The sequence below is a fragment of the Mycoplasma nasistruthionis genome (assembly GCF_006228185.1).
Classification (GTDB): domain Bacteria; phylum Bacillota_I; class Bacilli_A; order Mycoplasmatales; family Metamycoplasmataceae; genus Mycoplasmopsis; species Mycoplasmopsis nasistruthionis.
In genome coordinates, this window is sequence record NZ_CP040825.1 from 393098 (window position 1) to 408451 (window position 15354).

General features: G+C 26.9%; 11 protein-coding genes, 5 tRNA genes and 1 riboswitch. Of the genes, 2 read left to right on the forward strand and 14 right to left on the reverse strand.

The features are described from left to right. The first annotated feature begins 511 nt into the window (after positions 1 to 511). Together FG904_RS01560 and FG904_RS01565 are read left to right on the forward strand one after the other, a co-directional pair. Positions 512 to 1351, forward strand: coding sequence for a hypothetical protein (locus tag FG904_RS01560; protein ID WP_139592180.1), 840 nt, complete (start codon positions 512 to 514; stop codon positions 1349 to 1351). Further along, complete coding sequence (locus FG904_RS01565) at positions 1326 to 2267, forward strand: transposase family protein (RefSeq protein WP_139592181.1); 942 nt, start codon at positions 1326 to 1328, stop codon at positions 2265 to 2267. The genes FG904_RS01560 and FG904_RS01565 overlap by 26 nt, the downstream gene beginning before the upstream one ends. A 262-nt stretch (positions 2268 to 2529) precedes the next feature. Here FG904_RS01565 and FG904_RS03310 read toward each other — a convergent pair whose 3' ends face one another. From FG904_RS03310 to FG904_RS01635, 14 genes are all read right to left on the reverse strand, one after another. Continuing rightward, the gene (locus tag FG904_RS03310) at positions 2530 to 4074 is read right to left on the reverse strand and encodes a DDE-type integrase/transposase/recombinase (RefSeq protein WP_179950149.1); all 1545 of its coding nucleotides are present in this window, start codon (positions 4072 to 4074) and stop codon (positions 2530 to 2532) included. A 1154-nt stretch (positions 4075 to 5228) separates the two neighbouring features. Continuing rightward, positions 5229 to 6800, reverse strand: coding sequence for an ABC transporter permease subunit (locus FG904_RS01575; RefSeq protein ID WP_139592182.1), 1572 nt, complete (start codon positions 6798 to 6800; stop codon positions 5229 to 5231). Positions 6801 to 6894: 94 nt separating this feature from the next. Beyond that, a complete protein-coding gene (locus FG904_RS01580) occupies positions 6895 to 7422 on the reverse strand; it encodes an ATP-binding cassette domain-containing protein (RefSeq protein ID WP_139592183.1) in 528 nt (175 codons plus the stop codon). A gap of 20 nt (positions 7423 to 7442) precedes the next feature. After that, positions 7443 to 7622: an ATP-binding cassette domain-containing protein gene (locus FG904_RS01585; protein WP_139592184.1), complete on the reverse strand. Its 180-nt coding sequence runs from the start codon at positions 7620 to 7622 to the stop codon at positions 7443 to 7445. Between the two features lies 1 nt (position 7623). Continuing rightward, positions 7624 to 8823 (reverse strand): ABC transporter thiamine pyrophosphate-binding lipoprotein p37/Cypl, encoded by a 1200-nt coding sequence (gene cypl / locus FG904_RS01590; protein ID WP_139592185.1) that lies wholly within the window; start codon positions 8821 to 8823, stop codon positions 7624 to 7626. A gap of 25 nt (positions 8824 to 8848) precedes the next feature. Beyond that, a riboswitch (TPP riboswitch) is annotated at positions 8849 to 8947 on the reverse strand. A gap of 22 nt (positions 8948 to 8969) precedes the next feature. Then, positions 8970 to 11432, reverse strand: a complete 2463-nt coding sequence (locus FG904_RS01595; protein ID WP_139592186.1) for an MAG1360 family OppF-related protein — start codon at positions 11430 to 11432, stop codon at positions 8970 to 8972. A gap of 16 nt (positions 11433 to 11448) precedes the next feature. Beyond that, positions 11449 to 12450, reverse strand: a complete 1002-nt coding sequence (locus FG904_RS01600; protein ID WP_139592187.1) for an ECF transporter S component — start codon at positions 12448 to 12450, stop codon at positions 11449 to 11451. 234 nt (positions 12451 to 12684) lie between these two features. Continuing rightward, a tRNA-Leu gene (locus FG904_RS01605) sits at positions 12685 to 12768 on the reverse strand. A gap of 35 nt (positions 12769 to 12803) precedes the next feature. Next, positions 12804 to 12879 (reverse strand) — tRNA-Thr (locus FG904_RS01610). A gap of 1 nt (position 12880) precedes the next feature. Further along, positions 12881 to 12956, reverse strand: a tRNA-Val gene (locus FG904_RS01615). A 5-nt stretch (positions 12957 to 12961) separates the two neighbouring features. Continuing rightward, positions 12962 to 13037, reverse strand: a tRNA-Glu gene (locus tag FG904_RS01620). Between the two features lie 6 nt (positions 13038 to 13043). Continuing rightward, positions 13044 to 13118 (reverse strand) — tRNA-Asn (locus FG904_RS01625). Positions 13119 to 13303: 185 nt separating this feature from the next. Continuing rightward, positions 13304 to 14254 (reverse strand): prolyl aminopeptidase, encoded by a 951-nt coding sequence (gene pip / locus FG904_RS01630; RefSeq protein WP_139592188.1) that lies wholly within the window; start codon positions 14252 to 14254, stop codon positions 13304 to 13306. Then, on the reverse strand, positions 14238 to 15299 hold the full coding sequence (locus tag FG904_RS01635) for a M24 family metallopeptidase (protein ID WP_139592189.1): 1062 nt from the start codon (positions 15297 to 15299) through the stop codon (positions 14238 to 14240). Before FG904_RS01635 ends, pip begins: the two co-directional genes overlap by 17 nt. Positions 15300 to 15354 lie beyond the last annotated feature (55 nt).

A 15354-nucleotide genomic window follows, 5' to 3' on the forward strand; every position in this document is an offset into this window, starting at 1 on the left:
TGCATATAAAAATGCTGTTTCTTATAAAGGTATATATATTTTAGCAAAATGATAAAAATTTCCAATATAAAAAAGTAGGATTTTTTAAGTTTCATTTTTTTGCTATTTTAAAGCTTTTTAAACTGAAAAAATTAACTATTAGAAATGATTTTTTCAGTTGAAAAAATAAAAATTTAAGTTAAATTATCAAATATTAAAATCTGAAACAACAGAAAATTTTAATGATTTTGTTCTTCTATATTTTCATGTTATGAAATAAATGAAAAAGTTTTTCATTTTTATATAAAAAAAACGTTGTTTTTATTTTAAAATTGTCATTTTTATATTCGTTTTAATAAAAGTTAAATAATTTATATAGAGAAGGTAAATATGAATATTAATCGCTTTTTAAAATTTACAACTTTTTGTATTTTTGCATTGTCTTTTGTTTCAGCATCATGCCATAATAATCAGAGTAAATCATTAACTGAAAAAGTTGTAAAAAAGAACAACAACGAAGAACCAGAACCACTTGTCGAAAAAAAACAATATAACTCTTGAAAATTGATTTCCTGAGATTGTCATTAAAAATAATTATTCAGATGAAATATTAGAGCAACTCAAAATAGCTCAAAGTGTTTTCCAACACCTAAAACAAGATGAGGAATTTGTAAAATACTTACAAATTTTCTATAGCGCCACTATTCATGATAAGCCTTCCGAAATTAATAAATATTTCTCAGAGATTGACCCTAATAAATTAATGAATTTTTTAGAAAAATTTAAGTCATACTATGTTGTTGAGAAGTATAAAAAATATATTAAAGCATATAGTTTATATATTAAAGATTTCGATTTGTTCAAACCAGAACCTTTGTTTTCTAACCAAAGCGAAAACATTACAGTAGTTAACAAGCAAGAAGTTGACAACATTGGAAAATCTTATGTAAAACTCCTTGTACACAATAAGGAAGAAAATAAAAATAAATCCATTTGATATAAATTCAATAAATGGAAAAAATATGAAATACAAAATCCAAAAAAAATAGATTATGACCCTTTTGCAGAATCTGGTGTGGTTATAGTTCCGACAAATATTTGAGATACTTTCAATTTTTCAAATCACCAAAACTATAGTGAAGAATTACCATACGTAATTGCTGAACTTAAAGATAATAACAAAGTTAAACAGATAATTAATACTAATCAAAGTTTAATCGCTAACTACAAGGGATATTCTACTGACTCTGAAAATATTTATTATTACTTTTATTTAAATATTAAAAGTAAGTTAGTAGAAAAAATTATGTACACATTCACTTTTAAAAGAAGGGATGTGTTTTTTAATGAATTTAAAACAATTTACAGTTAAAGAAAAACTAAAATACATAAATTTAAATCAGAATTATGGTTTAGCTTATGCTTCTGAAGTGTTTGCTAATGAATATTGAATTGATAGATATAAATGAAAGGGCAAAACAAAAACTGATGCATATCATTATGGGTGAATACTAATTACAAATTGATTAAAACTTTATAATATAGATATGTTATTATTGAAATCAAAATCAGGTAGACCTAAGAAGAAAAAACCCACTTTTGATGATTTAGGTCCAAATGAACGCGAAGCGATTGAGCGAGCTATAACAAGAGTTTTAGAAAGACATGGAATTAAGAAGTCTGAAATTTTTAAAGAAATTAAAGAATATGACAAAACTAAACTATCAAGAATTAATATAAAAGGGATATCTGACTTTTTTGAATGTTCAAGAAGTGTATTTTACAACAACTACCAAAAGAAAACTAAAAGTGATCCAACGGAAAAATACTTGGACAAAAAGTTAATGAATTGAATTTTATGCGAAGCTCAAAAATCAGGTGAAGTTATAGGTAGAGATAAACTTTACCATAAGTATTTAAGCACTAAACGTAAAAGAGTATCGTCATATGTATTTTGAATTAACTATATAAAAACAGGTTATAAATCTAAAGCTTACACAAACAAAAAGCCTAAGAAGAATCCGAAAGAAGATAAGTTTAAAAAGGTTTGAACTGAAGATTTAGTTGGAGGAGATTTTTCATCAAATTATTTTGGTGAAAAACTGCATGCTGATATTAAATTTGTTAAGGTAAATGACGGTTGAAAATATTTACATGTAATTACTGAAACTTATTCTAATTCAATCCTTAGTTGAACATTATCTAACGATAGAACTGCTCAATCAACTATAAATCTTTTAAAAAGTACTAAATTAGTAGAAAAAATTATGTACACATTCATTTATTAAAAAAGAATGTGTTTTTATATGTCGCAAAAAAATTACATTAGAGGAAAAACTAAAATACATAAAACTAAAAATTTTAGCTAGCATTTGCATCAAAAGCTTTTGCAGATCAATATTGACAGCAAAGATATAAATCAAAAGAAAAAGCCTAATTAAAAACTTATCATTAAACCTGAATACTTATTAGAAACTGTGTAAAATATTGTTTAATTTGTCACTTTTTCGCGATTTAATTTAATGATATTTTTATACAATATAAATGATGTTATTCTATTAGAATTTCATCAGAAATTTTGTTATGCAATGCGCGTATTTCTTTGAACATTTCGCGCATTGCTTTTTTTATTTCTTGTTCGTCAGGTTCAATTTGAGACAGTAAATTTATTAATCGATCCATGTATTTTTGTAAATATTGATGAAAGCTTTTATTTTTGCGCAACAAAAAATACATTTGTTGAACATGTGGTACTGAAAGGTCTAAATTGTTTTCCAAAGCTCAAATTTCTGCTTTTGTCAAATCTTTTCCTTCAGGTTCTTTTGCATAATAAATCTTGTCTAAATATTTGAAATAAAAATTACCATCAGACGCCATTATTAATCTAGTTCATGATCAATCATGCATCATTAATCTTCTGCCATCGCTCATATAAGCTCCGTAAATTTTCTTACCAAATCTAACCGCACCATTAATAACTTTTCTGTTGATTTCAATGTCAACTCTTCAATTATTTCTTAGCATTCCTTCTTTGTTGAATAATGATTTTTTAGCAATAACTTTTTTAAATTTTGTGTTGTAGTAATTTACATATTTATCACCGTTTCTTCTTAAATCTTCAATTGTTTTAATTTGATTTTGACTAATGAAAACTGGTAGTTTATCTTGAGCACTTCTAAAAGATCTTTCAACATGCGGTTTGTGTTTAGGGTTTGATGAACTTATTATTCTAATACCCTTTTCGTTTAAATTCTTTTCAAACATTGTCTCAGTACTTTCACTACCTCAAAATGTTTTACGTTTATCTGTATGGATTATTTTAGGGAATCCGAATCTTTTAAACACTATTTCTAGGAGTCTTTGATATCCAAGATTGGTTTCTTGATATTCAACTCACATACCTAAAAGCATTCCTGTTGATGCATCAATTGCATGGTAAAGATAAATTTTGTTTTCTTTAAATAAATATGGTTCTACTTGAGCATCAATTTCAAGTATTTCACCAAACTTTAAATTCTTATTTAAATTCAAAATCTTTCTTTGTTTTTTGTAGTGTTTTTGTTTGTTTTGGATTTCTGCAATCATCATATGAGTTTCTTCATTTAGTTTTTTGATTTTCTTTAAATCTCTGGTAATTTTTCTTCCTCTTTTTGTTGTGTGACGATTGTGAAAACCTAATTCATTAAATCTATAAATCATTCAAGAATAAGACAACTTTTCCTTAATATTTTGATCTAAAAATGTCTCATAAAATTCTTTATAGCTTAATTCGTTGTCTGTTCTTTCTATGTCGATAATTGCGTTATTTGTTTCAAGATATTGTTTATAAATTTCTTGAAGTAAATCATCTGATATTTTTCGATCTTTAACTTTATTTATATTTTTATGTTTTGTTCTAACAAAACTTTTATCTCCCTTTTCTGTATTAAAGATTTCCTTTTTGTATCTAATTATCGTTCTTACTGAAAGCCCTGTTTTTAAACTTAATTGTTCGTTTGTTCAGTTCTTGTGAATTGCTATTGTTTTTAAGTTTAAAATTCTATTTTTTTCATATTCTGTTGATAAATTTGCGTTCTTTAAATTTAGTTTAATCATAATTTAACAATTTTAAAACTTTTGAATCTTAAATTAAGCAAAAGTGACAAAATAAACCATAATACAAGGAGTGACAAATTAAACCATAATTCACAAACTTATCATTAAACCTGAATACTTATTAGAAACTGGGCAAAACTTTATAATATAGACATTATGTTATTAAAATCAAAAACAGGTAAATCTAAAAAGGATAATTCTCCTAAATCAAAAAAATAACACTTAACGACTTAGGTGAAAATGAAGAGATGCTTATGAATGAATAGTTGAAAAAATATTTGAAGATCACGGAATTCAAAAATCTGAAATATTAAAACGACTAAAAGAATATCAAGAAAAAGATTTCAAACAATAAACATTAAACAAACCTCAGATATTTTTGGATTTTCAAAAAGCTTATTTTATAACAACTATCAAAAAAACTAAGCAAGATTTAATTGACAAATATTTAGATAAAAAATGATGAATTGAATACAAAATGAAGCGCAAAAGTCAGGTGAATCCATTTTGCAGAGATAAGTTTTACCATAAGTATTTAAGTATTAAACATAAAAAGTGTCTTATTATGTTTTTTGAATAAATTATCTAAAAACAAGTTATAAATCTTAAGCTCACATTACACAAATAAGAAAACAGGAAAAAATTCAAATGAAGATAAGTTTAAAAAGTTTGAATAGTAAATTGGGTGGCTGGTGATTTTTCATCAATAAACTAGTAGAAAAGCTATGCATACATTCATTAATTAATAAAAAATATGTTTTTATATGTCATAAAAATAATTCACAGCATGAAAATTCAAACATATAAAATTAAACAAACAATTGCATTAAACTGTTCACCATTTCTTCCAAGCGAATATCAAAAAACAAAATAATGAAAAGGCATTAATTAAATTCACCATTCGTAACTCATTTGAAAACAAGAATATAAGTGTTTATGGAATTAACATAAACACTTTCTTACCTTTAGAAACTGTTTGCATTATTTAGGAGTAAATACGAATACTATACCAAATGAATTGAATATATAGATGTTTTTATTAGACCGACACTAGCATATTCCCTAGCGGAACTAACTGTTTCTTAATACAATGTCGATTAAGTTTCAAAAATAACCATAAAATTTTGAATCGTTTAGTAAAAAAGTACACCGAATTAGAGTGTACTTTTTTGTTGTTTTAGAGAATAAATTTGTGTTAAAAGTTGTTGTTTGAGTCTAATAACCTTGTCTTTATTTCGATAAATAATTAAACTTATTTCAAGCAGAATGATAAAAATAAAAGCAGGAAAAACTAACGGAAAAATTTTATTATAGTCGCCTTCTTGTTGATATTTTTGTAATAAACGGTAAATACCAATCCCTGAAAAAGTTCCATAAGTTATAACATTTCTAAATAAATGCTCATATTCAAAGAAAAAGCTAGCTACTAGTTGATGTTTAATGCTTGGTAAAATAAAATAAATGTAAAGTTGAAATTTATTGTAGCCTCTTGCTTTTAGTAATTGAATTTGACTTAAACTTAATGCATTAATGCTTTCTGCTATTTGCTTAGTTAATGCTCTAAACCCAGAAATTCACAGGGCTATATTAATTGCCACTAAACTAAGTGATAGTGGGTTGAAAATTAAATATCAAAAGAAAACTGGGATGATTTTTATTACACTTAATAATAGTTTACTAATAAGTGATATATAACCTCTTGTGACTTTTTCTGCCAAAATAGAAGAATATAATATTGCAATCAATATTGAGAAACTGAATGCAACATATGATTGTTGAATGATGGTTCAGTAGTCTAATCATACAGATTTAGAATTTAAAACACTAAAATCAAAGTTTAAAAAGCTTTTAAAGTAAGAACTCAAGGTAACAACATAAACTTTTTGACCAAACAGGTCTAAAAAACTTAAAACTAATATTACTAGATAAATGATTAGTATTAACCTAGTCAAATATTTACGTCAATTGTATTTGAATGAATATATTGAATTTACGTTTTGATTATTTATTTTAGGCCAAACTAATAGAACTTTATTAAATAAAAATAAAAGTAGTTCAATTAGAAAAACAAATAAAGCAATAAAAAACAAGGTTATTCCCAGACTTTGCACGTAATTTTTATAGTTTTCAAAAAAGAAACCTAGCCCTGTAATTCCAACAAGCCCCAAAATTGTCACCCAGCGAATATTAGATTCGTACGCTTGTAGAAAGTTCATTAAGAACTTGTTTTTCTTAGATTTAAAGATGTTTTTATAAAATGATAAAAATTTTGAACGGCCTAATTTGATATCTGTGTAATAAAATCTAAAGTCACTAGATTCAATAATATCAACTAGATAACGATTCATTCATAATCAAGTGAATCAAAAGTATAAAACAAATGAAGCTAAATAATTTTCAAACGAATCTTTAAAGAATAGAACAAAAACAATAATTGGCACAGCCCTTAAAGCACTAATAATAATTCTTGTCAAATAACTCGGTAGTTTAAATCTATGTAATTGACTTGCTCCAATATAACTTGTAATTAATGCTAGAAGAAAACCTATAAAAGTTCCTGCTGTTACCGATTTAACAGTAATTCAAAAATAATGTAAATTTAAAGCTCATAAGTTTTGTGTTAATTGTGGATGTGTAGGTTTGAATTCAAATATTTTTCCAATAAATTCGGTAGTAGATTTTCATCTAATCGAATTAGGGAAAGTGAAATAACCTAAATTAAACATGAAATATATTAACAAGATTGCAAAAATAATCAAGCCTGAAAGTTTCAGGATTTTATTTCTGTAATATCTTGTAATAAAACTTTTGAAATTTAATCTAGTCAAAATATTTTTCTAACTCTTGTTTTTGATAGTTATCTTTATAAAAAACTTGCTGAACTTGACCATCTTTAATGGCGTAAATTTTATCACAGTAATTAAATGCTGCTTCTAGATCGTGTATAGCCACAACTACTGTTTTATTGTTTTCTTTTAGATCTAAAAAAGTATCGAAAACTTTTTTAGTGCTATTGATATCTAAGTTACTTGTAGGTTCATCTGCTAATAGTAAATCAAACTTTCTAAAAATTGCCTGTATGATTGCAAATCTTTGTTTTTGACCGCTTGATAAGTCTTTAATCGAACTTAAAGCATGATCTTTAAGTTCGAATTTATCAAATAAACTTCATAAAGATATTAATTGCTTTGGTGTTAATCATTTAAACAACTTGTAAAAATAATTTTTGTAGTTATTAAAACTTTGAATGATGTTAGTAAAAGAATCGACTTCTTGTAATGCTAAACCGTTAGGATCAATATAACTTATTAAGTTTTTATAACTTTTTAGTTGTGATTTAGATAGCATAGAAATCGCCTTATTGTCATTTAATAAGTCTCCTTTTTGATTAAATTTAAGTCAAAAAAGGATTTTAAAATTGTACTTTTACCACAACCGCTTTTGCCAATTAAACCTGTGATTTCACCACTCTTGAATTCAAGGTTTAACGATTCAAAAATAACATTGTTTTTATCATAAGCGATTGTTACATCATCAAATTTATACATTTTATTCTCCTAAAGTGTTTTTAACGACGTCTCAAAACTCTGTTTTAGAATCGTTAATAATTTTATAACTATTAAACCCAACACTTGGTCCTCATGGGTCTTTATTTTCTGAAGCTAGTTTGATTAATGCTTCTGAAATATCATTAGCATGTTTATCAGAAACGTTTTTGCTAAACACTCCTATGTTATAAGGTAAAACATCTGTTACTGTTAAAAATGTAATTTTTTGACCGGTTCTACCTGGATTTGAATTATTTACAGCAAAAGCATATTGTTTGCTATCTTTAAATTTTGTTCAAGTGTATTCGCCTTCATTAGCAAAGAAAATATGTAAGTCATTATTTTTTTCTAATTGTGATTCGGTAAATTTAGCTTGTTTTAAAGTTGCTTGTGGATATTTTTTAGTATTAGTTCTGATTTCATCGAATGATAAAAATTCTTGACCAGCTTTATTAAAGTGTTTTTTAAATAAAGCTTGTGGCAGTAAGTATTTACTTCCTGAATCTGATTTACCAATCCCAATTCCAAACTTAATAAACGAAGCTAAATCTTTATTATTTCATGCTTGAATAATATCTTGTGTCATTTGCTCGTTCGCAACAATAGCAATTAAACCTCTTTGATATGGAACATAGTTGTTCATTTCATAAAAGTTAGTATAAATTGCACCATTTCAACCATTACCATTTGCTTTATCATTTCATTGCTCAGATCATGGAATTGCTTTGAAATATGTTTCTTGGTTGCTTGCTGAAGCAAATAAAGGATTATTGTTTTCTTGATATTTAGCTTCTGGATCTGAACCTTTAAGTTTTCTGGTTAGTGATTGAAGTTTAAGATTTAATTTGTCTAAATCTTGTTTTTGATTTCTGCCATCATAGATTGAACCTGATGAAATAAAAGCAAAGTCAGCTTCTTGTTTATTTAAATTTTCTTTTAAGGTTGCATAATCAGTATCATTTGTAAATTTGATTTCAACCTTTGCCTTTGATTTTAATTCAACCAATTTGTTGTTTAGTTGTTGTTGTAATGTTGTTTTAATGTTTTCAACATCACCTCATTCTGGTGTTGTTAAAAACAATTTATATGTTTTTTCTTGTTCTTCTTGTACAACAACAGTTTGTTCACAAGACACAAAAACAAACGCACCAGATATTATAGGAGCGCTTGTTAATGCAATTTTCTTAAATAAATGATTCATATAATACCTTTCCGGACAAAGAGAAAGGAAAAAAGAAAAGACTCACTACGCTAGCATTACCTAGATCAGTTATTAAGAGTATTTCTCAACCTAAGATTATTCTTAAGTACCTCTGTCCTTAGTATTAATTATAACTGAAAGTTTATTTAATACAACTTTTCAATAAGATTTGTATCACTATTTTTGGTCTCAACAGTGAATTGCTCAACTTTTGTTAGAATGATATTGTTTAAATCTGTAAATTGTTCAGGTTCAGTTAGATTAATTTGTTGCTCATTAAGAATAGAAACATAATTTTCATTAATAAACTTTTGTTTCTCTTCAAAGCTTTTTCCATCTTCAGTATCACTTAAACTATTTACTTTATCTGACGTTTTACTTAGATGTAATCATCCTTGTAGTTGTTTTAAAGTTGAATAAACTACATGGTTTTCATTTGAGTCAACTTTGTGCAATGTTTCTTTAACAAAGGATTCCGAAAAATCAGGGTTTCTTTGGTAGTTTAATGAAATGTCTGGGTTTTTGATTAATGTTTTCACAAGTGGATGAACCGCATTTTCAAAAACTTCAGAAACCAAACCTGCTTCTAAGAGTTGTGAATCATCAAAAAAGTAAACGCGATCAAAATTTTGTCTAATTGTTTCTAAATTACTTGTTATAAAAACACAATTAATATTCTGACTAGATGTAAGTTTTAAAAGAACTCTCAAGAACTCGTTTTTATTTTCAAACTCATCTTTTTTATCTAAAATATCTTGAATAAATAAAATCTCAATTCCGGCTAATCTATATTTCGCAAGTTTTAACTTAGCTTTGTCAGCTGAATCCAGCTCGTTAAAAGTTTCTAAATAAGCATATTGTGGAATAGACAAATCTTGATAAGTGTTTGCAAAGTTTATAATTGCTCAAAACTTTTTAAGTAATTTTGTAGTTAGTTTTTCATTTGTTGAGGTATAGGAAATTAATTCAGCCAAAAGATTTGAACCTCAATTGTTTTTAATAAAGTCTCTTAGATCAAAAATTACTTCAGATACTTGATTTATAAAAATTGAATCAACTTTGGATTTAGCGATTTTATTAAGCAGGCTTTTTGAGAAAGTTAAAATTTCATTCTGATTATCTTTGATATTTGTTGATACTCTTTTTAACTTGAACTCTTTACTTAATAAACGAGATTTAAAAAGTCTTTCTTCAGCAAAATGAGTTCAATTTAATTCAGCATTTGTTTGGTGAATTTTCTCTTGGAATTCATGCGTTGAAACAGAATTTGTATAACTTGATAAGTGATTAAATTTTAATCTTTTAATTTCTGAAATTCCATTTGATGCATTAGTTATTTGTTGATTTACAAAATCACATTTTTTCTTTGAATGATTTAAATATGAAGCGATATCAAAATCAAACTCTTGTTTAATAAAGTTTTTTATTTCTCTGATACTAAAATCTGAATAACCATGCAGATTTAAAAAGTTATTATTAACAAATAAATTTATTTCACTTTTAATAGATAAGTTTAAATTTCAAATTTCTGAATTAGTTAGATATAAAAGCTTTTTGTAATTTTTATTTCATATTTTTAATTCAAACTTTTTAAGTTGAATATCTTTTATTGCATCAAAATATTCTTCGTTGTTATTTTCTAACTGTTGTTTTTTTAAATTTAAAGTTTTAATTTCTTTTTTCAGATTTAAAACAATTGCATTAATTAATTTTTTGGCTTGTTTATTTAAGTGTTTAATGTGTTTTTTGTAATATTCAATTTCTCAATTTAAATCTCGAATTTTTAAGTCATTTTCAACTTTAGTGATACTAGTATCATTTATTTTTTTCATGTATTTAAGCTGAACATTTAAATCTCGAATTTTTCTTTCAAGTTGTAAAGTCATATTTGGCTTATCGCTTGCAGTTACGCTTAAATAAATGTCTTTGAAGGATTTGAAGAAGTTAAAATAGATTTCGATTAAATCTTCTTTGTAAGTTAAAATGATTTCTTGTAAATCTGAAATTTTGTTTGATATTTCTGAGTTGTTAGTGTAATTTTGTTGAAAATATTCTAACAATGATTTTTTGGCATTTAAAAAATCTTTAACAAATTGATTGTTTAAATCTATTATTTCAGTACCGCTGTGCTTTAGTAAATTGTAAATAGAATTTTTAAACAAGAATTCAAAATGATTTATAAATACTTCGATATTGGTTTTTTTAATCTGTTGTTTAGTTGCTTTCAAACAATCTTTTCATAATCAATATCAAGCTTTTGATAAATCATTTTGCTCAACAATTTCTTGAATATCAAAATAATCAATTTTATGTAAAATATCTTTTTTACGGTTTGTAAACTCATATGAATTATGGTAATTGTTGGCGTTTTGACTTTTTTCAAAATAAGTCAGAATGACATTGTCATCAAGCATTGATTGTTTCTCAATGTGTGGGAATGTTAAATTTTTATTGTCATAAGGTATGTAAAAAGCAGTGTTTTCATTGTTGTAAATAATTAATTTTGGAACAGATAGATTCCATTGTGGTCAGTTTGATTTGTTTCAATTAAAAATACTTTTTTTCTTTTTGGGTACAAAAATATTTTCGATGATTAATAATTCATTCATTAACATTTTTTACCTCTTAATAACTTAGTTTATTGTTTTTGTAAATTAATTTTGAAATTACTGTGTAAGCATAATAAATAACAAAAACATTAAATCAAATTTTAATTGGTGTAGTTAAAATATGTTGCGTTATTCAAATAAAAATATCTTGAAGAGTTCCGTTACCTAAGCTGTATAAATCTGCATAAGATAAAATAGGAATATTAATTAATGACAGAAAGGCTGAAAAAACAATTATCGGTACTAAAACTAAGTATTTTTCAGTATCTATGAAGAAATAACCAACAATTATAAAAATACATAATGCAGCCATACCTGAAACTGTTAGACCTAAAATAATAAATCTGTTTGGAATAAAGCTTTTTTCAATAACTGTATCACTAATTACAAAACCAATTAAAGCCACTGTGATCGCTATACATAAAAGCATAAAGGCTGAACCTGAAAATAAGTAAATTAACTTCAGTTCGTGTTTAGAGTCATTTTCATTAATGAATTTTCTTTTTGAATTTAAAGCAATTATTTTGTTAGCTACAGAAGTAGCAGCCGCTCGCTTATTAGCTGTGCTTAATTGCTTATATTTATATGATAAAAGCGTGATTTTAATCGATAATTTTTCAAGTCTATATTTCTTTGAAAAAGCATAATTTAAAAATGATAAAAAGTACATTCCAAAAAGTCCTGCCACTAACCCGTTCATAGCTGTAGCAACAGTATATACTGGATTATATCCTGCTGGTGGAACGAAGATTAAAGACAGCAAATCACTAACAATACCCACAAAAACACCAATTACTGGGCCAAAAATAAACCCTGTAATTTTAACTGGTAAACCTATAAATGAAAACTTATATGAAGGTATATTTACAATAGGTAAAATTTGTGCAGCAACAACTGTGAAACTGACTGAAAGAGCTATTAAAATGGCTACAAAAACCATATTTTTGATCGTTCACTTTGGAAAAATTCCAAAGTTAAAAAATTTACTAAATGTTTTTTCTGTTGCTGTCTTTTTCATATATTAAATTTTATAATATTGCTATAAATAGTCAAAAAAATATTGGAAAAATAAGCTTAACAGCGAACTAATTAACTAATAGTTTTAAATTAGTTCATAAAACTGAAAATGTGAAATTTTTAAACCATATTTATGGATAAATTGAATTAGAAAAACACCAGATTTTATATCTATTTAACAAGGTATAAAATCTGGTGTTTTTATTAAACTAAATTTAAAAAACTTGATTAAAAATGGTGCGCGAGGAGGGACTCGAACCCTCATGCCGGAGGCACTAGAGCCTAAATCTAGCGTGTCTGCCAATTTCACCACTCGCGCACTTATTTTAAATAAAAAAAAGCCTAATTAAGACTTGGTGCCGTCTATAGGACTCGAACCTACGACCTACTGATTACAAGTCAGTTGCTCTACCAACTGAGCTAAGACGGCATGGTGGAAGATAAGGGACTCGAACCCATGACATTCGCCTTGTAAGGGCGACGCTCTCCCAACTGAGCTAATCTTCCATAAATGGCAGTCTGTACGGGGATCGAACCCGTGTATGCATGGATGAAAACCATGTGTGTTAACCGCTTCACCAACAGACCATTTAATGGCGCCGATTATTGGGATTGAACCAATGACCAACTGGTTAACAGCCAGCTGCTCTACCGCTGAGCTAAATCGGCGTCTGTTTATTTGCTTAAATATTATAACACTAAAATTAATTTTAGAAAATAAATTTTTAAATATTTTTTAAATTTATTTGCTGTTTGTCTTAGTGCTAAAATATTATAACACCGATTTTTATAAACCCAAATAATTTTTATAAAATATTTAAAAATTCGCTTCTATATATAAAGAAGCGAATTATTTATTTATTTTGATTAATGAAATATTGTTTAAACTCTTCAGTTGTATCAACTAGCTTATGTGCATTTGCTAAATCATTTTGAGTATGACCAGCTTTTGTAAAGTAAAGCTTAACATTGTTTAAATGTTTGGCTAATATATAAGCCCCTTCAGGGCGAGTGTCTAAATCAAAACGCCCATGAACTATAATTGTCTTAATGTTCTTAATTGCATCTAAATTATTAAGTATATAATTGTCATCATTTAAGAAAGATTTGTTGACAAAATAATGGCTTTCAAACAAGGCCACTTGATAGTCTGTTTCAAAATCAGGATTTATTGGTTTAGAATTCAAACTTACCAAAGTTGATTCTCATTTTGAAAATTGATAAGCAGTTTCATTAAGCAAATGTTTATAAGTAGGATTGGTTAAACCATTGTAATATTTTTGCAATAAGGTTGAACCTTCAAATTGCTGTGCATAATTATAATAGGTTTCAAATTCTTGAGGATAAAATCAACTTGCTCCATTTTCATATAAATAATCAATATCAGCTTGTCGATTTAAAAATACACCACGTAAAATTAAGCCTGCAACATTATTAGGATAAGCTATTGCATAATATAAACTCAATGCAGTTCCTCAACTACCACCAAATAATAAAATTTTGTCAAGTTTTAAGGCTTGGCGAATTTTTTCTATGTCTTGGACTAAATTTTGAGTTGTATTATTTCGCAATTCATAACGTGGTGTTGATAAACCGCATCCACGTTGATCAATTAAAACAATGTGATAAAAGTTTGGATCAAAGAATCTGAAATGTTTTGGAGAAGTTTGTCCGCCAGGTCCGCCGTGAATAAAGAAAACGGGCATACCGTTTGGATTACCCGCTGTTTGATAATGAATTTTGTGAATTGAATCAACTTTTAAAAAGTGTGATTGATAATTTTTAACTTTAGAAAATAGTTTCATTGTTTTCTTCTGGTCTTGAAAACACGTAGTGTCCGTTTTCTGTTACTAAAACATCATCTTCAATTCTAGCTCCACCTAGACCTTCAATATAAATTCCAGGTTCAACTGTTAAAATCATCCCTGGTTCTAGAACAATATCAGACATTGGTGAAATTCTAGGCAATTCATGAACGTCAATTCCTAAACCATGTCCTGTTGAGTGTACAAAGTATTGTCCATAACCTTTTGCTTTAATATAATCACGACAAACTTTGTCAACTTCTGAAGCTTTAATTCCTGGTCTAACAGCTTTTCTACCAGCTGCTGCTGATTCTTTAACAATGTTTAAGATTTCTAACATTTTAGGATCGATGCATTTGTCTTCTCCACCTAAAATAAAAGTTCTTGTAATGTCAGCTGTATAACCTTTGTATTTAGCACCAAAGTCAACTTTTAACAGCGCTCCTTCAACTAACTCAACATCAGTGGTGTGGTGGTGTGGTTCAGCTGACGAAGCAGCTGTGGCAATAATTTCATCAAACCCTTCTTTGTCTCCGCCGTGTTTTTTAAGCAAGAAGTTTAAATAAGCACCTGCTTGTTTTTCAGTAATGCCAGGTTTAACTCATGACTTAAATTCTTCTAATGCTGATAGTGAAATATCAATAACTTTTTGCATTAGTTTTAATTCGTCTTTTGATTTAACAATTCTAAGTTCTTGTGCATCTACTCATTCAATTTTTTCAGGTTGAACTAAGTCTAATATTCTGTCTTGAACTTCTTTGGTTAGATAATTTTTTTCTAGTGCTATTTTTTTATAGTTTCTTTTGGTAAATCATTCTTTTAATGAATTTCCTTCAATTAAAACAATGTCAACATTTTTAGCATTATTTCTAGCATATTCAATATATCTACCATCAACAAATAAAGTTGCTTTGTCTTTTTCAATTGCAATAAATCCATCAGTTGTTTGCACGTTAGCATATCAAATTCTTGTTTGAGGTGCTTCAGAAATTAAAACTTCTACATCTTTATTAGCAAACATTAAGTCTAATCTAGTTCTGTCCATATAGTATCCTTCTGTGTGATTTTAAAAAATCTAGCTAGCGCTAGATATATTATGA